Source organism: Maribacter taeanensis (assembly GCF_047345145.1).
Classification (GTDB): Bacteria; Bacteroidota; Bacteroidia; order Flavobacteriales; family Flavobacteriaceae; genus Maribacter_C.
The window spans coordinates 763,545-785,442 of record NZ_JBLFER010000002.1; the positions used below are offsets into that span (position 1 = coordinate 763,545).

17 protein-coding genes are annotated in these 21,898 nt (G+C 37.2%); 2 read left to right on the top strand and 15 right to left on the bottom strand.

Features of this window, described 5'->3' with window-relative positions; genetic code table 11:
• Position 1 precedes the first annotated feature (1 nt).
• Genes ACKWCD_RS09275 through flxA form a run of 9 tightly spaced genes read right to left on the bottom strand, consistent with a single transcriptional unit; the run spans position 2 to position 8,324 of the window.
• Positions 2 to 439, bottom strand: a complete 438-nt coding sequence (locus tag ACKWCD_RS09275) for a hypothetical protein (protein WP_413983662.1) — start codon at positions 437 to 439, stop codon at positions 2 to 4.
• Complete coding sequence (gene darB / locus ACKWCD_RS09280; RefSeq protein ID WP_413983663.1) at positions 440 to 1,573, bottom strand: dialkylresorcinol biosynthesis protein DarB; 1,134 nt, start codon at positions 1,571 to 1,573, stop codon at positions 440 to 442.
• 5 nt (positions 1,574 to 1,578) lie between these two features.
• The gene (locus tag ACKWCD_RS09285; RefSeq protein ID WP_413983664.1) at positions 1,579 to 2,499 is read right to left on the bottom strand and encodes an NADPH-dependent FMN reductase family protein; all 921 of its coding nucleotides are present in this window, start codon (positions 2,497 to 2,499) and stop codon (positions 1,579 to 1,581) included.
• Positions 2,496 to 3,383, bottom strand: a complete 888-nt coding sequence (locus ACKWCD_RS09290; protein ID WP_413983665.1) for an LpxL/LpxP family acyltransferase — start codon at positions 3,381 to 3,383, stop codon at positions 2,496 to 2,498. The genes ACKWCD_RS09285 and ACKWCD_RS09290 overlap by 4 nt, the downstream gene beginning before the upstream one ends.
• Positions 3,384 to 3,403: 20 nt before the next feature.
• Positions 3,404 to 3,646, bottom strand: coding sequence for a phosphopantetheine-binding protein (locus tag ACKWCD_RS09295; protein WP_413983666.1), 243 nt, complete (start codon positions 3,644 to 3,646; stop codon positions 3,404 to 3,406).
• Positions 3,647 to 3,648: 2 nt separating this feature from the next.
• Entirely contained in the window at positions 3,649 to 4,869 is a 1,221-nt protein-coding gene (locus tag ACKWCD_RS09300; protein WP_413983667.1) for a beta-ketoacyl-[acyl-carrier-protein] synthase family protein, read from the bottom strand.
• A gap of 23 nt (positions 4,870 to 4,892) precedes the next feature.
• A complete protein-coding gene (gene flxB, locus ACKWCD_RS09305) occupies positions 4,893 to 5,645 on the bottom strand; it encodes a flexirubin biosynthesis SDR family reductase FlxB (RefSeq protein WP_413983668.1) in 753 nt (250 codons plus the stop codon).
• A gap of 17 nt (positions 5,646 to 5,662) precedes the next feature.
• Positions 5,663 to 6,790 (bottom strand): WG repeat-containing protein, encoded by a 1,128-nt coding sequence (locus ACKWCD_RS09310; RefSeq protein WP_413983669.1) that lies wholly within the window; start codon positions 6,788 to 6,790, stop codon positions 5,663 to 5,665.
• Positions 6,791 to 6,794: 4 nt separating this feature from the next.
• Entirely contained in the window at positions 6,795 to 8,324 is a 1,530-nt protein-coding gene (gene flxA / locus ACKWCD_RS09315; protein ID WP_413983670.1) for a flexirubin biosynthesis tyrosine ammonia-lyase FlxA, read from the bottom strand.
• Between the two features lie 157 nt (positions 8,325 to 8,481).
• On the opposite strand from flxA, the gene ACKWCD_RS09320 reads away from it, so the two are divergent.
• Entirely contained in the window at positions 8,482 to 9,723 is a 1,242-nt protein-coding gene (locus ACKWCD_RS09320) for an NAD(P)/FAD-dependent oxidoreductase (RefSeq protein WP_413983671.1), read from the top strand.
• A gap of 2 nt (positions 9,724 to 9,725) precedes the next feature.
• On the opposite strand, the gene ACKWCD_RS09325 is transcribed toward ACKWCD_RS09320, so the two are convergent.
• From ACKWCD_RS09325 to ACKWCD_RS09335, 3 genes are all read right to left on the bottom strand, one after another.
• Positions 9,726 to 10,373, bottom strand: a complete 648-nt coding sequence (locus ACKWCD_RS09325) for a hypothetical protein (protein ID WP_413983672.1) — start codon at positions 10,371 to 10,373, stop codon at positions 9,726 to 9,728.
• Positions 10,374 to 10,394: 21 nt separating this feature from the next.
• On the bottom strand, positions 10,395 to 11,000 hold the full coding sequence (locus tag ACKWCD_RS09330) for a hypothetical protein (RefSeq protein ID WP_413983673.1): 606 nt from the start codon (positions 10,998 to 11,000) through the stop codon (positions 10,395 to 10,397).
• A 74-nt stretch (positions 11,001 to 11,074) separates the two neighbouring features.
• Entirely contained in the window at positions 11,075 to 12,364 is a 1,290-nt protein-coding gene (locus tag ACKWCD_RS09335) for a serine hydrolase domain-containing protein (RefSeq protein WP_413983674.1), read from the bottom strand.
• Between the two features lie 154 nt (positions 12,365 to 12,518).
• Here ACKWCD_RS09335 and ACKWCD_RS09340 point away from each other — a divergent pair, with 154 nt between their 5' ends.
• Positions 12,519 to 13,532 carry a GntR family transcriptional regulator gene (locus tag ACKWCD_RS09340; protein ID WP_413983675.1) on the top strand — a complete coding sequence of 338 codons (1,014 nt, stop codon included), beginning with the start codon at positions 12,519 to 12,521 and terminating at the stop codon, positions 13,530 to 13,532.
• Here ACKWCD_RS09340 and ACKWCD_RS09345 read toward each other — a convergent pair.
• From ACKWCD_RS09345 to ACKWCD_RS09355, 3 genes are read right to left on the bottom strand one after another with little or no spacing between them, the layout of a single operon-like run.
• A complete protein-coding gene (locus ACKWCD_RS09345) occupies positions 13,520 to 14,899 on the bottom strand; it encodes a vanadium-dependent haloperoxidase (RefSeq protein WP_413983676.1) in 1,380 nt (459 codons plus the stop codon). The two genes, ACKWCD_RS09340 and ACKWCD_RS09345, sit on opposite strands and share 13 nt — an antisense overlap.
• The gene (locus tag ACKWCD_RS09350) at positions 14,850 to 18,362 is read right to left on the bottom strand and encodes a VCBS repeat-containing protein (protein WP_413983677.1); all 3,513 of its coding nucleotides are present in this window, start codon (positions 18,360 to 18,362) and stop codon (positions 14,850 to 14,852) included. The genes ACKWCD_RS09345 and ACKWCD_RS09350 overlap by 50 nt, the downstream gene beginning before the upstream one ends.
• Complete coding sequence (locus tag ACKWCD_RS09355; protein WP_413983678.1) at positions 18,359 to 21,880, bottom strand: VCBS repeat-containing protein; 3,522 nt, start codon at positions 21,878 to 21,880, stop codon at positions 18,359 to 18,361. The genes ACKWCD_RS09350 and ACKWCD_RS09355 overlap by 4 nt, the downstream gene beginning before the upstream one ends.
• Positions 21,881 to 21,898 lie beyond the last annotated feature (18 nt).

The following is a 21,898-nucleotide window of genomic DNA, read 5'->3' on the forward strand; positions in this document are numbered from 1 at the left end:
CTTATTGCGCTAAAGCCGTTTTCATTTCACTTTTTGCTATCACCTTTCCATCACATTCCACTACTGCTTGAATTAGCGTTACGCCCATGATATCATGCAATATTTCTACGGAGGTTTTTAATTCTTGAGATACCGAGGGAAGCTTAAAAATTTCTGCTTTTTTGATAGCTCCGATATAACCAGTGGGGGCAGGTTTTTGTTCTAAAAAGTATTTATATCCTGTGTGAAGTGCTATGGTCTGCGCCATATTTTCAATAAGACCAGGTTCTCCAAATTGATTTTCTTTTACAAAGATGTTTTCTTCGGAAATCATAAAACCTGAGACAATATCTTTTTCGGAATAATGGAGGAGCTTATCTACCATTACGAAAGGTTTTTTCTGTGGGATGAGAGAACCTAGAAAATCAGCGTCCGTTATTTCTTTCTCAAGCAAATTCATTTAGCATACGGTTAAATATGCATACGTATACGAAAAACGAGCACTCTCAGGAACGGATAGTAGAATTGTATCTCCTTTTTTAAGATTCCCGGAAGCGAAAAGTTCTTCTAGCATCACATAAATGGAAGCAGACCCCATATTTCCAACCCTCTCAAGATTCAAGAACCATCTTTCAAAGGGAATATGAACCCCCTGTTTTTCCATTTCTTTGTATAGTCCGTCTTTGAAAAAATACGACGAAATATGTGGTAAATAGTAGGTAATATCGTCAGCTTTTATACCATTTTTTGTGATGGCTTTTTTGAGACTATCAACTCCTTTTACAAGAATATTATCTCCTAATAATTTAGTGTCTTGTTTGATAGAGAAAACCGATTCTTTGCCCCATTGTTCAGTGGAGAATTCACTCCAAGGTTTCATGCTTCCGTCAGCTTTCTTTTCACCACCAGCGTACATACAAGTTTCCATTTCGTAGGCGTAAGAGAAACCTTCCATCCATTCGATTTTCAAAGACAAATCTCCTTTTGGTGCGTTTTCTAGAAGCATAGCTCCGGCTCCATCGGAAAGCATCCAACGTAAAAAATCTTTATTAAAAGCTAATATGGGGTTGCTTTCTAAATCACCAAGGTGAGCTATTTCATTTTCATATGCTGTGGACTGAATCCAGGTAGATACTCGTTCTGAACCTGTACAAACGGCATTTGAAACCTGCTCAGTCATCACCGAAAGATAGGCGTACTTTAAGGCGTTCATTCCTGCACAGCAAACTCCAGAAACGGTATTCACTTCCATATTTCCACCTTTCAATATACCATGAACCATAGAAGCATGAGCTGGTAATAATTGGTCAGGAGTAGAAGTTCCACACGAAAGCAATTCAATATCGTCAAGTTTAAAATCAGCATCGCAAAGAAGCTTTATTGCTTCGGTGGTAAGTTGGGTATTATTGTGAGTTACGTTACCCTTTTTATCGATGGCATAGTGCCTACTTTTTATCTGATTACTGCGGAGTACAATGTTCTTCGCGCGAGAAGGTTTTCCATTGATAAAGCCCAATCGCTCTTCAATCTGCTCATTTTCAACAGCATCATTTGGTAGAAACTTGGCAATTCGGTTTATGTAAACGTCTTTCATTAACTCTACTTTAAATCAACAGAAGCAAAATAGGCTTTGTCTCTGTTCATTTTCTTATACATAGGGATATAAGTCAACAAAAATACAATAAAAACAATGGGAGCAATTACCCATATGGCAAATAACAAGTAATAATTAAATAGTTTCAACCATTTTTTTCGTTTTGGGTCTCCAGCCGGTCCTTTTTTGATAATGAGGTTGGCCCATTTTGAGAACAATATGTTTGCTCGAGAATCTGCCAAAACCAAGAATGGTTTTATAATTACTGCATTTAGTTTCAGAAGATTGTCTTGTAAATTTGAAAATTCGTTTTCTAACAAGGCATTTTTTATGGGCTTTCCGAACTTAGATGCATTTATAATGTCTTCTTGTGAAACTCCGGGTTTCGGAAAAATACCCCACATTTTATCTTTTTTCCCTTTCATCATCCAATGCACAATGGTAATTACACTGATATGATTGATATGGCGGTCTACAAGTGCAACATTACCCACTAAATTTGCACCACAATCCTTCAAAAGACGCTTAAGTTTTTCCTGCGCCATAATCCACATATTTCTTGCGCCTATGACCGTAACGACAGGTGTGTCTTTTAAAAGTTTTTTTCCGTAATCGGATTTTAAAAAAGAGTTTAAAGGGATTGATGGCGTAAGATACCAGACCTGATGACCCAATATAACCAAGTCATATTTCTTATTTAGAATTTCTCCGGAAGGAGGAATAAAAGCAACAGGAATCTGCAAAAAAGATTCGGGAAAAGCATCAAAAAATTCATTCTTATTCCATGGAAAACCATAAGGCTTTTCAGGAATAATTTCGTAATAGTTGATGTTTACTGAAGCATCTTCAATAGTCGAAACAAGGTTTTTGACAATATCAAATAGTTGCCCGGTTTGCGAATAGTAAACGACTAAAACTTCCTTCATTTTTCTTCTCTATCTTTCCAAAAGTCGTAATAATTAAACCATTGTAAGGGGTATTTCTTTAAAATCCACTCCATGCTTTGGGTGTATTCTCTCAGAAGCCCTTGCGCATCGCGAGCTTTAAATTCTGCCGTTCTCGCATAAAGGTCGTAATGCCGTTTTTCTCCCTTCATAAAATATACAAATAAAACGGGCATGTTAAGACGAGATGCTAGCAAATAAGGTCCCATTGGGAAACTAGCTTCAGTTCCTAAAAAATCTTCGTTTAGCACTTTGCTACCAGGCATATATCTATCGCCAGTGAAAACAACCAAACCACCTTCATCGATGGCCTTATGTATTTCAAAAATATGGGACATGTCGTCTTTTACTACGATGAATTTCAGATGCGATTTGTCTGAAATTTGCTCCATATATTCTTGAATATTTTCATGTTCGGCCATGGTAGTAACCATGCTTATTTTGGAGAGGGAATAGCGGTCTTCTAAAAAGTAATGTGAAATCTCGAAGTTACCGATATGTCCACTAATTAAGATACCACCTTGATTTTTTTGCAACAGATTATCAATGTGTTCAATACCGTCGTGGGTATATGTGAATTTATTGCGTTGGCCTATTGAAATAGCTACCTTATCAGTAAGTGTTTGGCCGAAAGTATAGTAACTTCTATAAATATTTAGAAAACTTTTCCACCTAGAGAATCTATGTCTTTTTCTAAAATAGGCATAGATATCACGATTGCTTTTTGGAGAAAAAAGAACGTAGTAAAAAATGACGAAGCGGAGAATAAAATAAGAAGCCCCAATACCGAAATTCCGAAGAAAGAAGATGTAAATTTTATATCCTAAAAGGGTGCCTCGAGATTTACCTTCCCATTCCGTTGCCATAGCTTAGGTTTTGAAGGAGTTTAACTTACTTTTCGCTCTATGAGGTCATAAAAGTTTTGAAGTGTAATGACGTTTACAAAATCTTCACCAACTAGCTTTACGCCAAAATTACTTTCGACCGCAACTACTAAATCAACAAAATCTAAGCTATCAAGACCTAAGGTCTCTTTTAGATTTGCATCGGGGGCGATGTCATCTTCCTCAACTTCAAATTCATCTATGAGGAAATCGTCAATTTTTTCTATTATAACTTCTTTGTTCATAGCTAGAGAACACTTTTAATAATTAGGGCTGAATTGGTGCCGCCAAATCCAAAAGAATTGGACAAAAATACGTCAATTTTTTTATTTAAGGTTTTCTTAACAAGGTTTAATTTTTTCGAGTCCTCGTCAGGGTTTTCAAGGTTTATGTTGGGGGCAACAAAAGAATTTTGCATCATTAACATGGAATAAACTACTTCGCTCGCTCCGGCCATCCAGCACTCGTGGCCCGTCATTGATTTGGTTGAACTTACCGGCGGATTTGAAGCTCCAAAAACCTCAAAAATAGCCTTTGCTTCATTACCATCACCAACAGGGGTAGACGTGGCATGTGCATTTACGTAATCAATTGCCGCCGCTTCAATATTGGCTTGTTCTAATGCCTTTTTCATGGCACGAGAAGGGCCGTCCACATTGGGCGTTGAAATATGGTCTCCGTTAGAAGAAAATCCGTAGCCGATGATTTCACCTAAAATAGGTGCTCCTCTTTTTACTGCCGATTCATAACTTTCTAATATCACAGTAGCGGCACCACCACTAGGTACTAGACCATTTCGTTGCGTATCGAAAGGTCTTGAGGCTTCCGTAGCGTCTTTGCCACCTGTAGCAAAAACACCAAGGCCATCAAAAGAGGCCATTGCTATTGTATTTATTTCTTGAGCTCCACCAGCAATGATACAATCTTGTAATCCACTTTTTATTAAATGATACGCCGTGCCAATTGAATGTGAACCACTAGCGCAAGCGGCACTAATTGTAAAGTTTACACCTTTCAATTTGAATATAGTGGAAAGGTTCATGGTAACAGTTGAATTCATCGCTTTGAAAACAGCTCCGGACCCAACTAGTGTCGTATCCCCTTTTTCCTTGATTTTATCAACTGAATCTACCGTTGATTTTGCGGTGCTATCATTTCCGTAGATGATACCAATTTCATTTTCGTCTAAAAACGCTTGGTCGATTTTTGCATTTTCAAGAGCCTCTCTGGTTGCCGTATAGGCATAAGCTGCTTCTTCGCCTAAACTTAAACGTTGTCTTCTTGAGAGAAATGGTTTTAAGTTCGGTTCTTCTACCATTCCGGTATACGCAGAACGATATCCAAAATCAACTCGATTTTGGTCAAATATAATTCCAGATTTACCTTGATATAACGAATCTTTAACCTCGTCTAGGTTTTTACCTATACAAGAATAAATACCCATTCCTGTGATAACAACTCTTTTCATGCCCCTTCTTCTGAAGTATAATTCTACGAATAAATACCGCCGTTGATGTTTATAGTTTCACCAGTTATGTACGATGCCTTTTTTGAAACCAAAAAAGAAACTGCATGAGCGACTTCCTCAGCTTCACCGAATCTATTTGCAGGAATCATCGCTTTGAGTTCCTTCTCATTGAGTTCGCTGGTCATGTCCGTTTTTATAAAACCTGGTGCAACGGCATTTACAGTAACGTTTCTTTTTGCAACTTCTTGTGCAAGTGCTTTAGTTGCTGCAATAACTGCACCTTTTGCGGCAGAATAATTGGTTTGGCCTGGTGTTCCCTTTAATCCGGAAACGGAAACCATATTTACAATTCGGCCATATTTATTCACCAACAACTTTTGAATCAAATGATTGGTGACATTAAAGAAACCATTAAGGCTTGTATTAATAACTGAAGACCAATCTTCCTTTGGCATCCACATGAAAAGTCCGTCTTTAGTGATGCCTGCATTATTGACTAAGGCTTCAACTATGGCATTGGGGTTGGCTTCCTCCCAAGTTGTCAAGGCCGATTTTACAGCTTCTGAATCAACAACATTGAATTGCATGATTTCTCCGGTTGCTCCTGCGTCTTTAACTTCTTTCAAGGTCTCAAGGGCAGCCTCTTTATTACTATTGTAATTAATGAGGATGTGATAATCGGAATCTTTCGCCAGTTGGATGCATACCGCTCTTCCGATACCTCTTGAACCACCAGTCACTAGTGCACATTTTTTCTTTTCTATCTTTTCTGACATGTAATTTTCTACAGTTGTTATTTTACAGATTCAAAAGGCTCCGCATTTTCAAACCATTTGTCACCTAGTAGTTTTCCTGTTTTGTCAAGAAAACCCCATCCTTTCTTTGATTTAACCCGAGCTAAACCATTCAAGAAACCTTTTGAATTTCTTCCTGAAATAAAAGCCAATCCGGCAGTAATATCATATTCCATAGGAATTATCAATTTACCAGTCTTATCAATAAAACCCCATTTTTTATCCTTTACAGGCGCCATTCCTTCAGCAAAGATTTCAGCGTCTTTGTAAGACGCTTCGATAACCATTTCACCACTTTCATTGATATAACCCCACATTTTTCCGTTGGCAACAGGTGCCAAGCCTTCAACAAAAGCTTTTACTTTGTCGTAAGTGGGTGGTATTACCCATTCTCCTTTGCTATTCACAAAGCCCATTTTCTTTTCCTTTCTAGCATAGGCTAGTTTGGAATCTCCCTTAAAGCCCCAAACCTTATCGGCTCCGTCAATAACATTAAAGGTATCACCAGATGCGATACCAAATTCTTCTCCCTTACGTGCGTTTACACCAGCTGGAGACCATTCGTTACCCAATTCTTTGTATTCTGCAGGAATGACCAACTTACCTGTCTTATCAATCATGCCCCATTTGTCGTTCAACCTTACTTTGGCATGCCCATTTCTAAACTTCTTAATAGCATCGTAAGTGGGCTCTAAAATAACTTTTCCATCAGGGCTAATTAAGCCTATTTGGTCTTGCGCTCTGTAAAAAGCAACTCCGTCATTAAAGTCAAAATATTTATCTGAAATAGGAGTTTCAATGCGAGTTCCTGATTTGTCAATATACTGCCAGATATCATCTTTTAAAACTAAAGCTACTCCTGAATTAAAGTATTTTGCCTTATCGTATTCTGGTTGAATTGCCCATTCTCCTGAGGCATTGATAAATCCCCATTTTTTGTCTTTTTCGGCTGCGGCCATTCCATCAGAAAAGCTTTTTGCATTGTCAAACTGAGTTGAGATTACAAATTCTCCTGATTTGTTTATATATCCTGCCTTCTTGCCTTCTTTCACAAGAGCTAACTCTTGTCCGAAGCATAAAAAGGAGCCTAAAACGAAAGCGAATAAAAAGGTAAATTTTGATTTCATACGGTTATTTATTTTCATGATTAATAATATAGTTCTTTACTTCATTTACAAAAGGATACATTACTAAATCCTCTTTAAACGGGGGAACTATTTTACGAACAGCGTCGTACATCATTTTGGTTTTTGAAGAAACCTTATCTTGAACCTTAAGATATTCAATTGCCTGAACAATGGTAATCATTTCAATCGCCATGACTTCATAAGCATTTTCGATTACCCGCTTTGTAATCAATGCCGCATTAGTACCCATGCTAACAATATCTTGGTTATCGTTATTATTCGGAATACTATGAACGTACATTGGGTTTGACAACATTTGATTTTCTGCTGTAGTTGAAGTAGCTGTAAATTGAACTCCTTGCATTCCGAAATTCAAACCTAATTCTCCTAAATTTACAAAAGGTGGCAGAATATCATTCAACTTAGAATTCATCAAATAGTTTAATTGCCGCTCCGCTAGCATGCTCATCTTGGTGACAACGATTTTCAACTTATCCATCTCTAAAGAAACATAGTCGCCGTGGAAATTTCCACCGTGGTATACGTGTTTCTTTTTGAGGTCTATAATCGGATTATCATTGGCTGAATTCACCTCTTCAATCATAACTCTTTCCACATCATTCAAGGTATCTAAAACTGGGCCTAGAATTTGTGGTACACAGCGAATAGAGTAATACTCTTGAACTTTTTCCTCAAAGACTTTAACTCCATCATTGTTGGTGTATAAATGATGCTCACGTTTTCTTGTTAGGCTGCTATCACGAAGATGGCTACGCATTGATCGAGCAATTTCGCGTTGCCCTTGGTGCTTTTTAGTTAAGTTCAATTCGAAAGACAAATGGTCATCATAAGCTTCCATGATTTCGTTAATGGCTGATGAGCAGGCAATCATCCATTCCAACAATCTTCGGGTATAAATTGTATTTACGACTCCAATACCAGTCATAACTGAAGTTCCGTTTATCAAAGCCAGACCTTCTCTAATTTCCACGGCAATTGGTGTAATTCCTTCTTTTTCGAAAACTTCCTTTGTGCCAGTTCGTTCTCCTTTATAAAAAACTTCGCCTTCACCAATCAGAACAAGTGCCAAATGAGCAAGCTGTACCAAATCACCGCTAGCACCAACCCCTCCATGTTCGTATATAAGAGGGATAATATCTTTGTTAATTAAGGAAGTCATCACTTCGATGACTGATTTGTTAACCCCCGAATGCCCTAAACTAAGCGTGTTTAGTCTAGCCAACATGGCCGATTTCACATACTTAGGGGCTATGGGTTGACCTGTGCCCGAAGCATGACTTCGAATAAGATTATATTGTAATTGAATTCGTTCAGAATCCTTGATTTTATATTGAGCCATGGGTCCAAAACCCGTATTTACTCCGTATATGACTTTATTTTTTGAAAACTCTTTTAGAAAATCGAAACTTTCTTGAACAGTATCAAAAACAGCCTGATCTATAGAAATAGGCTCATCTTTGAAAATAACTTTGTAAAATTCATCTATTCCTAACTTTCCTTTAATCTCTGGCATTTATAGTTGGTTATGTTTGGGAATTCCCAATAAATCTGAATAAAAATAGTTAATTTGGTATGCAAATTTATAATAATTAGACAAGAAGTCGTGTTGAGAATTTTTTATTCCCGTTAAAAGTTAGATTTCTTTCCATTCATTTAATTTGGTTCAAGCTATGAAGAACGAAAATGTTGATGTTTTAATTATTGGTGCAGGGCCATCAGGAAGTGTGGCTGCAGGCTACCTTCATAAAAAAGGCCTAAATATAAAGGTGGTAGAAAAGAATAAATTTCCGCGTTTTGTTATCGGGGAAAGCCTGTTGCCACGTTGTATGCACCATTTTGAGGAAGTAGGTCTTTTAGATGCCCTAAATGCAAAACAATTTGAAATCAAAGGAGGGGCCCGATTCATGCGAGATGGGCAAATCTGCAATTTTGATTTTAGTAAAAAACATACCGAAGGATGGGACTGGACTTGGCAAGTACCTCGAGCTGATTTTGATAAGACTTTAACCGATACCCTTGAGTCTAAAGGTGTGGACATTGATTTTGAAAAAGAAGTCGTTGGGGTTGATTTCGAGGGAAGTATTTCTACTACAACGATTAAAGATATAGATGGAAATTTATCCACCGTAACCGCAAAATATATTATTGATTCTAGTGGTTTTGGCAGAGTGCTTCCTAGATTATTAGACCTAGATGCGCCTTCTGAAATACCAAAACATTCTTCAATTTTTACGCATGTTAAAGAAACGAATCGTCCGGAAGGCCATGAAGGCACGATCATTACTTTTGATATCGTAAGTCTAGAAACATGGTTGTGGGTAATTCCCTTTTCCAATGGATATACCAGTATTGGCTATGTGGGCCCGACGGAGTATTTAGAATCTTTTGAAGGAGACAATACCCAGAAGCTTCAAGAAATGATGAAACTCTCTGACTATTATTTTGACCGTTTCGACGGACTCGAATATGAGTTTGAACCCAAAATGATAAAAAATATCGCTAAATCTGTAAAACAGATGTACGGAGAGGGTTATGTTTTAACTGGGAATAGTGCCGAATTTCTAGACCCAGTATTTTCTTCAGGAGTAACATTTGCAACTGAATCAGCAATCACAGCTGCCAAATTGATAGCAAGGGAATTAAACAACGAAACTGTTGATTGGGAAGTTGAATATTCAGAATATATCAAAGGTGGAGTAGATGTATTTTCTACCTACGTGAAGGAATGGTATACGGGAAATCTACAGACTATTTTCTTTCATGAAAAGGGCAACCCTGAAATTAAAAGACAAATCTGTGCAGTTTTAGCAGGTTATGTTTGGGATGAAACGAACCCTTTCGTCAAGAATCATCATCGCTTAGTAAAAGCGGTTGCTCATATCGCAAATATGGAACAAGAGGCAACGGGCTAGTCTTAAGTTTTTCTAGATAAATGTTTTGATAGTCCACGCCCCAGTTCTGCATAGGCTGACATAATACGGTCGTAATCATTTTTACTTGCTCCTCGGCTGTGCACATCTACCATTTCGGTTGCATACAAAATCTCATTCGGATTATCTGATCGGTAAACCTGAATTGTAACCTCTAATCGGGCATCTTTTTTAAAGAAGAAATTACTATTTCCTGGGTCGATTAATGATGTTCTGACTACAATTGTATACTTCGCATCAGTTATATTTTTGGCAATGGTAACCTGCTTTTCTTTTAGATTGAAAAAATTAAATTCTTGAATAAACTTTGGCTCAAATAATTTTTCTCGATTAGAGAACCATAGGTTTTTGAAGACTTCGCCTGAACCTACTTCTTTTTTATCTTTCTTTTTGCCATACAATTCTAAAAAAACATGTTCTGATTCGTACTTAGGAACTTCAAGATTTTCCGCATATTCAAAAATTACGTTGTAACGTTCAATTCCTTCAATTGATTCAAGACTTCCAGAAGCGGTCTTGAAAATTTGCGCGTTTGCTGAAAAGGCAATAGCTAAAAAGAGAAAAGTTGCTTTTAGTTTAAATAACATGGTTGGAGTAAAATCAAATGCAGGTAATAAATATATTACCTGCATTTTAATTAAGCAATATTTATACTAAAAAGCTTTTTTTAGAATAAGTTTTGCCAAAGTCTTGGCAGTTTTGGCGTAGCCTTCGCCCACTCTACTTTCATTACTATAATTATTGCCCCATTGATCGCCGGGGGCATTCTTGCTGTTTATTTCTAATAAGATAGTATCATGATTGGCTGTTTCTACAAACTTTAGATTCGTTGTTACTTTAGCTGGCTGTTTCATTATACCTGCATCCCAACCTGGGTAAAGCCAAACCGTTTCTACAATTAAAGTATACTTTGTGTCTTGCAGATCTTCGGCAAAATACATGTCTTTGTCTTTTCCAAGATACTTATTGATTAACTCAAGAAATTTTGGATTCCAGATAAGTTCACGACTTGAATTCCATGCCTTTTCCCATGTTTTTCCTTTCCCTCTTGCTTTTTCCTCAAGATCTGCTGACCTTTTGGTGATGTATTCCTCGTTCGTGAAATTTTCCTTCATCAGTTTCATGTTATCGTAGTCAAAAATTACATTAACTTCTTTTTGACCAACTATAAAATCAAAACTACCTTGTTCAACTTTTATTTTTTGAGAATAAATTGAAGTAAAAGCAAATACAAGTACTAGTGTTATAAAGTTTTTCATAATTTATAATGTTTTAATTGATTTTTTATTTAACTAATTGAAATATAATAAGTTAATGTTTTATTTGAACTAAATCAGTTGTCAATTGCGGCAAAAACCATTTGACGGAATTTCCATGCGGTTTCATCACCTGTATTTCCTTGAGTTTGTTTCATGAGAATACCAATAATCTGTTCTTTTGGGTCAGCGAAATATTGTGTATTGAAATAACCTCCCCAGTCAAATGTTCCTGAACTTCCCTCCCCACCTATGTCTTGCCCATGATCGTTCAATACTGAAAAAGCCAAACCATAATGTTTTGGGCCAGCGCCCCAAATATCGCCAATTTGATTGCCCATGATGCTTTGAACTGTTGTTCGGCTTAAGAGGCGAGTGCCATTCAATTCGCCCATATTCAAATACATCTGGAGAAAAGTTGCATAGTCTTTTGCAGTACTAGAAAGGCCAGCACCACCCGAGAAAAAACGTTTAGCGCCTTTTATTGGGTAATCTGTATCATAAAATGTGGTAGGGTATTTTGTCCATAGCTCTCCCTTTTTTTCTTGTACAGTTACTAACCTTTTGTGTTTGTCATTCGGAAGATAGAACCAGGTGTCATTCATTCTCAAAGGATCAAAAATTCTAGTCTTTAAAAATTTGTCGAAAGGCATTCCAGATACAACTTCAACAAAATAACCTAAAACATCAAGTCCTTCGCTGTAGGTAAATTTCTCTCCAGGATTATGATGCAAAGGAAGTTTAGCCAATTTTTTTACACTTTCCTCAATTGTGATATTCTCAGTTGTAAATAAATCGGTTATTCCTGCTTTAGCGTATAATTTTTTAAACCGCTCATCACCATCAATGACTCCATAACCCAGACCGGAAGTATGTGTAATCAAATGCCGGATAGTTATCTGTTTTTCAGCCGCTTTTGTGGTATATGTTGAATCTGATTCATTAAAAGTATCAAGGATTTGAGCTTCACTGAATTCTGGAATGTATTTTGAAATTGGGTCATCTAGGCGAAATTTGCCTTCTTCCCAAAGTATCATCACAGCAGTTGATGTAATCGCTTTTGTTTGGGAGGCTATTCTGAAAATAGCATCTTTCTTCATTTCTTCTTTAGAAGAATTATTTGACATTCCATAGGCATTGTGAAAAATCACTTTTCCATTCCGAGCTATAAGAGCAACGGCACCCGGAATTTGACATTCGGCAAGAGCATTTTTGAACATTGCATCAATACTAGCAAGACGTTCAGTTGACATACCCATCTCTTCAGCCGATCCTTCAGAAAGAGGAGGTGAAACTTTGACCGATTTTGTCTGAGCGCTTAGCGTGCCAAGAAATAGTAAAGTAAGCAGAACAATTTGGTTTTTCATTGTAATTGACTTTAAGAATCTTTTTAAATGTATGAAAACTTTGTTTTAATTTAAATATGGGTCTTTGTTGTGCAAGTGGTTTTTCCATTTATTTCGTATTTTCACGTCATACAGCCAAATGGTAAAATCCACTCTGTTTCCTTAATATTTGAAGATGTCTTTAATAGATAAGATAAAAAGCCTTAGTAGTATAAATACCCTTTCTAAACATGAACAATTGGTTCATGGTATTATAGAAGCAATTGATTCTGGTATACTTGAGGTAGGGGATCAGCTGCCATCGATTAATCAAATGGTAGGAGAGATAGGTTTTGCCCGAAAGACTATAGTTAAGGCTTATGAGGAGTTAAAAGATCGAGGCTTAGTTGAGTCAAAAAAACTCAAGGGATACTTTATTATTAGTCAAGAAACTAAGGTAACATTAAGGGTGGCATTGCTTATGTTTTCTTTTCATCGTTTTCAAGAAGAATTTTATAATACTTTTCGGAAAGAATTGGGAAAGCGTTTTCAGATAGATGTGTTTTTTCATCACAATAATTCTGAGATTTTTGAGACTATTCTAACTAATATTTTGGGTAAGTATGGCATGTACGTGATTGCACCTATTCCAGACCCAACACTACGGCCGTTATTACAAAGTATTAGTGCTAATAAGCTATTAATTATAGATCGGTATTTGGAAATGGATGCAGAGTATTCTTATATCTGCCAGGAATTTGAGGATACTACTTATCAAAAATTAGTGGAGCTATTACCACTAATTAGAAAATACAAAAAGATGATACTTTTCTTTAATAAAACTAGTGACTACCCTATAGGGATTCGAAATGCTTACCGAAAATTCATATCAGATTATAGTATTCATGGCGGGGTTGAAAAAAAATATAAACCGGGCTCAGTTAAAAAAGGGGTTTTGTATTTCTTTACCGGCGATACGTATCTTTGGGAGGTATTGCGTGATTGTCGTAACAATGAATATACAATCGGAAACCATGTAGGAATTCTTTCTCATAATGATCATGTAGTCAAGGAGATTGCTTTTGGGGGAATTACGACCATTTCAATAGACTTCAAAGATATGGCTAGAAGAGCTGCAAATCATATTAAAAATCAAGATTTCACTCAAGAAATAATACCGTTTAACTTAATCAAGCGTCATTCTTTGTAGGAGAATTTAGGTGCTTTGAGGTTAATTTTATAAAGCGTATGTTGTCCCACTTGTTTCCCCTGCAAAACCCCAAGTTCAATAGCTGGTTTATAATGAATCCCTCCATATAATCGGCTAATCGCTGCTTCTGCGGCCGCTTGATTGAAAGATTGATAGCTCCTTATAGGAAGCCCGTACGGAACCTCAGTGGCATCAACAAAAGCATAATTATCACCAAAAATATCGGTCAAAACTGTTGCTGCTGCCGATGAAGCTACGCTATGTCCCGAAGTATGCTCAGGAAAGGCGGGAGTTTGTAATATGGGCGCCCAATCTGGATCGATATATTCATTAATAAAGGTTTCGGGTCTAGTTAGATTGCTCTTATATTTTTGATCCCAACAGCTAATAAATGCATCTGCGATGGCTATACTAACTTGAGACAAGGTTGCCGCTGATTCAACCAATGAAGATTCTTTTTCATCTAAAATTTGGGCTGTAATATGCACCCAATGGCCACCAGGAGAGATTTGTTGTTGAAAGTACATCACGTGACCTTTCGTAGTTGAGATATTAGGATTGCAATCCCAAAATTTGGCAATATTTACCTGAGTGGTATCGAGGTTTTTTACTGTCTCATACACTTCCATAGCCTCATTGTAGAATTTAGAAGATTTAGAAAGATCAAATTGAGTTGGTGAGCCTGGGTCAAACTGACTGGCCGAATCGAGTACAAAAGGTTTTATTGTTCTCCAGTGGGGCTCAATAGCTTCCATATAGTCAGGGGGAGTAGGTCTCCAACGGCCAGGGTCATCTGAAACACTAAATCGGGGTAGGGCCGTACGTCTTAAATACCCATCAGTACCAGCGCGTTTTAGTATTTCTGCTCCTATTTCTTTTCCAAGGGAAACAGAGTTGTCATAAATATCTTCGTCTATACCAATTTCTTGAACTTCTTTAAGCAATTGTTGTTGCATAATATCAATCCGCTCCAAATCAAACACTAAAGATTTAGCCGTTTCTGTGAATGCTACTAGAGAGGTTAGGGGGTAGTTGTACTTTTTACTAGGATCAGGTTTGCTAGATATGTTTAAGTGATTCAACTGACCTACCAAAGATGGTCTTTCGACTTCGATAAAACGAATACCTTCGTAGGCGGCGATATTTGCATAGGCGTAAATTCTACTAGCAACAGGAGGTGTGAAAATATCGGCTACAATGACATCGGTAAGCTTTCGGTTGTATTCTGTAATAGTACCTTCAAAATAAGTGTCTAAACCTTCTTGATTGTGTTTCGTACCACAAGAAGTGATAACCACAAAAGCGAAAAGTAAAAGGCTAGTTAATTTTACTGTTAGTATAAACTGTTTTTGTTTTTCCTGCTGCATCTGTAAATCTGATTTCCTTTATTTGATCGTGTATTTGAAAACTACGAGAGCTATTTGATAGATAGCCCGAACCGTAGTAGAATTCTTTTCTCAAAATCTTGCCATTTTCGAAATAAATATCGGCATATACGGTTTCTTTTGATGCATAAATTACTTCATTATTTTCTTCGGATGTGTTTTTTATGAAAATTTTCAAGGGGCCATTATTATTTGCCACTAGAATTTGAAGTTCACCCTTACTATTTCTAATAGATGCCAACCCGCTTCCATCAAAGTCATTTACAAATCCACTTTTTTCCAAAGAAAGTGTTTCAAAGCTGCCATCTCCTTTCCCTTTTAAAACCAATCCTTTTAGTCCGTCATACCTTCCTGTAGCGACTTCGGTTGAATACGAATTACCTGTTAAAATGACGTCTTCCTTTCCATCTAAATCAATATCCTTAATTAGTATACCTTCAATCGGAGCAATTTGTGCAGCAATAGGTAAGTCACTTATTTTAAACTTTCCATCGCCTAAGTTCTCTAGGTAACTACTAGCAAAATTATGACTTTTCACCACATAAGCATCCTTAAGTTCTTCTGGTAAAAAAGATTTTTCGAAGGGAGTTTCGGCGTATGATTTGTAAGTTTTAAATCGAGAACGCATGGCGCTAATTTGACGAATAAGTTCATCTCGTGTATGTGCGATATAGTTCTCATCTCCATTATAAAAACACATCACAGGATCGATATTTCCGTCTTTATCATAGTCCTTGGCATAAATACAAAGGGGTTTGTCAGCGGATGCATGGTACTTGTGGTTGCGGCCAAGATTACCCAAAACGTAATCGGTATCACCATCACCATCAAAATCACCTCCATTAATACTATTCCACCAACCTTCTGTTTTTGTAAGACCAGTTTTGGATGTTTCGCGAACTAACTTTCCATTTTCATTATGGAAAAACTCAATTTGCATAAACTCACCGACGACGATTAGGTCGGACCATCCGTCGGAATCATAATCTGTCCATAGGGCCGAAGTAACCATGGTGAGTTTATCCCAGCCTTTAACATCATCACTTATATCTCTGAATTTAAGATTTTCAGCACCTTCATTCGAAAGGTTTTCTAATAAATAACTTTTTACAGGCATCGGATATTTTCCTGGGTCTACTCGTCCTCCAACAAATAAATCTAAATCTCCATCATGGTCAAAATCCACAGCATTGACGGTCGAACCGCTAATTTTTATTTCAGGGAGCGCATCTGATTTTGAAAAATCACCTTTTCCATTATTCAAATAAAGTCGGTCTTGATAAACCTCTTTTTCGGATAATTGCACCCCACCGCTCACTACATATAAATCTGAATGCCCATCACTGTTGGCATCGAAGAATAGGGTTCCCATATCTTCAAATTCTGAATCAACGGACCAATCAGACATGGTGAATGAAGCATCATCTTTTTGAGTATATAGAACTCCAGATTGCCCCGCGGCGCCTCCCACATAAAAATCTTCTAACCCATCATTATTTACATCTCCAACAGATACACCTGGGCCGTTTCTGGAATGCATGTGTGGAATAATAGGTTGAAGTTTAAAGTCAACCACGTTGTCTTCTAGGTGATGAAAAGTGGTATCTAATATTGTCAAAACCTCTGAAAATAAAGATTTTTGAAAGGATGTTTCCATAGGAACTTCTTCCTCCGATGCGTTTTGATAATCGATAGTCAATACTTGATCAGCTGATATGTTTTCGAGTAACTCAAATGAATCATCAGGCCACAAAATTTCAATACTTTCCACATTGACATCTTGGCCTAAGCCAAAGTGCAGAGTAGGATCGACACTAGATTCATAGCCCCTACTAAGGAAATATTGCTCATGCTGACTTCCTGTTTTAGTGGTTAATTTTATTTTTGTTCCAATGCCTTGAAGATTTCCTTTCTTCCCATTTAGTTTGATTTGCAGATAATGATTTGTTTTTTCTTTGGAATTCTTATTCTCATAGACAAAGGCGGGTTGGTTGACATTATTGATCACTAAATCTAAATCTCCATCATTATCTAAATCCGCATATGCCGCTCCGTTAGAACAACTTGCATCGGTTATTCCCCAATTTTCAGAAACTTTTTCAAAGGTCGAATCACCATTATTTTTATAAGCATAGTTGTTTAGTTTAGCTGGCGGAAGTGCCTTAATAGAGCTTAATTTCTGATTGATTTTGGCATCCCACTCACCCAGCGGATTATCATATATACCCTGATAGTGAATGTAGTCAAGGTCACCTAAGTCACGAAGAAATCCATTCGTAATGTATAAATCTTTGTATCCGTCGTTATCATAATCTGCGAACAGTGAACTCCAACTCCAATCTGTACTGCTTAACCTAGCCATATTTCCTATTTCAGCAAATTTCCCCTCGCCTAAATTAAGTTGTAATGTATTTCTGCTGTATTGGGCTTGGTAACCAGCAGCTAGCATCATTTGAAAACGATCATATCCCGTGGAAGAAATAATCAATTTTTGTCTTTCGTTTTCTTCGGGACGCATATCGAGGACCATGATATCTGGTTTACCATTATTGTCGATGTCTGTAATTGCGTTCCCCATTCCTGCATAGGAAGTGTGGTTGATATAGTCAGCGATTTGATCTTTAAAAGTGCCATCTCCTTGATTTATATATAGAATATCGTTCCCAATAAAATCGTTGGAAATATAAATGTCAGGCCAAGAATCTCCATTTATATCTGATATACCTACACCTAGTCCGTAACCTTCGACTAAGATGCCCGCTTCTTGTGATACCTCGGTAAATTTTCCATTGCCTTCATTGCGATAGAGACGGTCGTTACTTACAGACGATCCGTCAAGTATTCTAGGGTTACTAGAATTCACTTTGTTTTCGTAGGCAGCAGGATTCACTAAGAGATACATATCTAAATCTCCGTCTTTGTCATAATCAAAAAAGGCAGAATGCATGGATTGACGCGTATCTGCTAAACCATAATCTTTTGCTTTCTCAGTAAAAGTTAAATCACCATTATTGATATAAAGCAGATTTGCTCGTTGGGGTTCCGCAGCCCCTCCAGAAACGGCAACATATATGTCTAGAAATCCATCTTGATTAACATCAACCATTGTCGCGCCTGTTCCCCAGCTGTTGTTCAAGAGACCAGATTTTTCTGTAACATCTTCGAATTTGAAGTTCCCTTTGTTGAGGTATAAACGGCCCGAAACCATATTACCACTGAAGTAAACATCGGTTAGTCCGTCGTTATTCATATCTCCTACAGCAACACCAGCTCCAGTATATATATTCATATACTGAAATACATTTATGCTATCATTCTCTATGATTTCATTATTAAAATTGATGCCCGTTTGTGACGCATCAAGTAAATGAAAGCGTTGCGATTTCTTAGATTCGCAAGAGCTAAAGACAACGATTAGACTTAATAAGATTCCTATCCTTCTCATTGCTCTACCAAAATTTCTCTTTCATTTCCACTGATATCAATAACCCGAATAGTACTAGCATTTTTTGGGATCAATAGCTTTCTACTGCCTTGCGAGAGATAACTTGAGCCGAAATGGAATTCTTTTTTCTGAATCTTTCCATTTTCGAATTCTATTAAAGCGCCTACATCATTTGTTGAGGGTAAAAATATCTTTTGCCCCTCAATCCTTCTTGAGTGAGTTTTCAACTTCTCATTGTTTATTCCTGAAATAGTTAACTCTTGGTTATTTGTAAATATGTTGACTTGGCTTTTAGCATCTCCCAACACGAAAAAACCGCTTTTACTGACATCAACACTTTCAAAATTTCCTTTTCCATCTCCCTGAAGTAACCAACCAATAGAGGCATCGTAGCGACCTGTAAAGACCTCTCCACTATAAAAATTGCCAACGATTAAAGCATCTAGATTTCCGTCTTGATTGTAGTCGCGTGTGGTCATTCCGTACATGGGTGCGATCTGAGCTTTTATGGGTAATTCATGGAGTTCGAATTTGCCATCTCCTAAATTTTCAAGGTAGCTGTTCTTAAAAGTCTCACTTTTTACGACGTGCGCTTCTGCTATTTCTTCTTTGGTAAATGACTCTTCAAAAGTGGCATTCGCATAATCAGAATAGGTGCGGAAACGAACTCGCATCGCATTAATTTGATCGATAAGATCATTTCTTGAATGTGCAATATAATTTTCACCATCAACGTAGTAACACATTACAGGATCAATTTGACCATTCTTGTCATAATCACTGGCGTAGATGCATAGTGGTTCTTGTGCACTTGCCTTATATCTTGAATTTAGTCCTAAGTTACCTAGTAAATAGTCGGTATCACCATCATTGTCAAAATCGCCTGAAGTAATGCTATTCCACCAACCGTTTGTATTATGTAAACCAGAATTTTCGGTTACTTCCGCTAACTGACCAGAAGTGTTTTGAAAAAAGCGAATAGACATAAATTCGCCAACCACTATTAGATCAGGCCAAGAATCGTTGTTGAAATCTGTCCATAATGCGGAGGTCACCATTCCTAAGTCCTTAAAAACCTGGTTAATGGATTGACTGTCTTTTATAAACTGGATTTTACCAGATGTACTTTCATTTTTAAGTAAAACACTTTCTTGAGGCATAGGATATTCTCCTGGGCGCACTCTACCTCCAATAAAGAGATCAATATCACCATCTTTATCATAGTCAGCTCCGTTTACGGTAGAACCACTAGCATAAGATACTGGGAGTGCATTAACTTTTGCGAACTCGCCTGAACCGTCGTTTTGATAAATACGGTCTTGATATAAAGGATTTCCATTTTCATGGGATGAACCGCCACTCACGACATATAGATCTTGATCATTATCACCGTCGGCATCAAAAAGCAAGACACCCATATCTTCATAGTTTTCATCTTTTAGGATTTTTTCTGTAAAAGTTCCATCTGCTTGTTGAATTTTTAGGACTCCTGCCTGACCTGAGGCACCACCAATATAAAGATCTTCCAAACCATCTCCATTTACATCGCCAACCGCCATGCCAGGGCCATTTTTAGAATGCATATGAGGGAGAAGAGCTTGTACTTTATAGTCGACAAATTCGTTTTCTTGATGTGTAAATGCTAATCCGATACTATCCATTTCTTGGAATAACTGTGATTCCTTTTTTTTCTTTTGGAGCTCTTTTTTAACTGCATCGATTTGATGAAGAACAATTTCTTGATTCGTTTTGACCTGCTTTAGAACTTGCTCGTTTCCATTCGGCCAAGTAACTTTTACACTATCAACTTGAGCTACATTTCCTAATCCGAAATGAAGCGAGTTTTCCACTGTAGAAAGGTATCCCCGATAGGGAGTAAAATATTGTTTTTGTAATTGACCGCCATAAAAGATTTCGACCTGACTGCCAATACCTTCTATATTAGGGGAGATACCTTTAAAATGAAATTTCAGATAGGAATTTGTGCTGTCAATTTTTGTATTGTTCTCAAATATACCCGCAGGATCGTCAATATTATTTATTACTAAGTCCAAATCGCCGTCATTATCAAGATCAGCATAGGCGGAGCCATTTGAATAGGTCGGTTTTGTAAAACCCGATTTTTTGGATATATCTTTAAATTGAAGATTTCCTTCATTTTTATAAAGATAATTGTGAAGTTTGATGCCGGGTAATTTGTTTAGAGCTTCCAAGCGTTGTTTGCGATTAGCTTCTTCTGTACCCATGGTTAAAACTTTGTTTCCATACACCATGAAATCAAGATTGGTAATGTCTTGTCGATACCCGTTGGTAATGAAAAGGTCTTTTTGTCCGTCATGATCATAGTCGGCAAACAAGGCACTCCAACTCCATTCTGTGGCAGAAATTCCAGCACTTTGTCCTATTTCGCTAAAGGAGCCGTTTCCATTATTTAACTGAAGTGTATTTCGAATATATTGCGGTTGGTAACCATCATCACGAGCGTTTTGAAACTCATCATAATTATTACCCATCATAGTAAGTTTCCAACGTTTGTTATCTGGGGGTAGCATGTCAAGAACTACTACATCCATAAGACCGTCATTATTAATATCAGCTATATCGTTCCCCATGCCATTGAAGGTAAGGTGCTGCATGTAGTTGTCAATTTCATTATTGAAAGTTCCATCCTTTTGGTTGATATATAGAAAATCATCCGTTAGGAAATCATTTGACACATAAATATCTGGCCAGCCATCTTGATTCATGTCGCAAACTTCAACACCTAAACCAAAACCTTCAATAAGAATATTTGCTTCTTTAGAAACCTCGGTGTAGGTTTCGTCGCCATTATTTCTGAATAACTTGTCTGCAGATGGTGCTTTGCCCGTTCGATCTTTAGGTCTCGATGTATTTCGATTAAAATCAACTAGTGCATTGCTCAATAAATACATGTCTAAATCTCCATCACCATCGTAATCAAAGAAGTTCGCTTGAACGGAATAACTTTCATCGTCTAAGCCCCATTTTTTAGCCTCTTCCGTGAATTCTAGTTTACCGTCTTGAACACCATTATTGATAAATAGAAGATTAGCTCTTTCGGAGCCTGTAGAGCCTCTAGGACCTCCTCTACAAATATAAATATCAGGATAGCCATCTTGATTGATGTCTATTATGGAAACCCCATTAGACCAATTCTTAGAGCCAGAATTAGAGGCTTCTGTAATATCTTCAAACTTAAAATCGCCAAGATTATGATAAAGCCGATTGCTTACCATATTTCCGGTGAAGTATAAATCTTGTAAGCCGTCTTGATCAAAATCAGCAACTGCTACGCCTGCACCATTGTACATATACTCAAATTCAAGTACGCTTGGCTCCCCGCCAATGACTAAGGCATTATTAAAAGTAACTCCTGTATGCTTAGAAGATAATTCGGAAAATAAATTGTTCTCAACTTTTTGGCAAGAGCTAAGGCTGATAGCAAAGCCAAGCCAAATTGCGAAAAGAAATCGTCTTTTTTTATTCTTTGGGAGCATCTGACGAATATAATTACA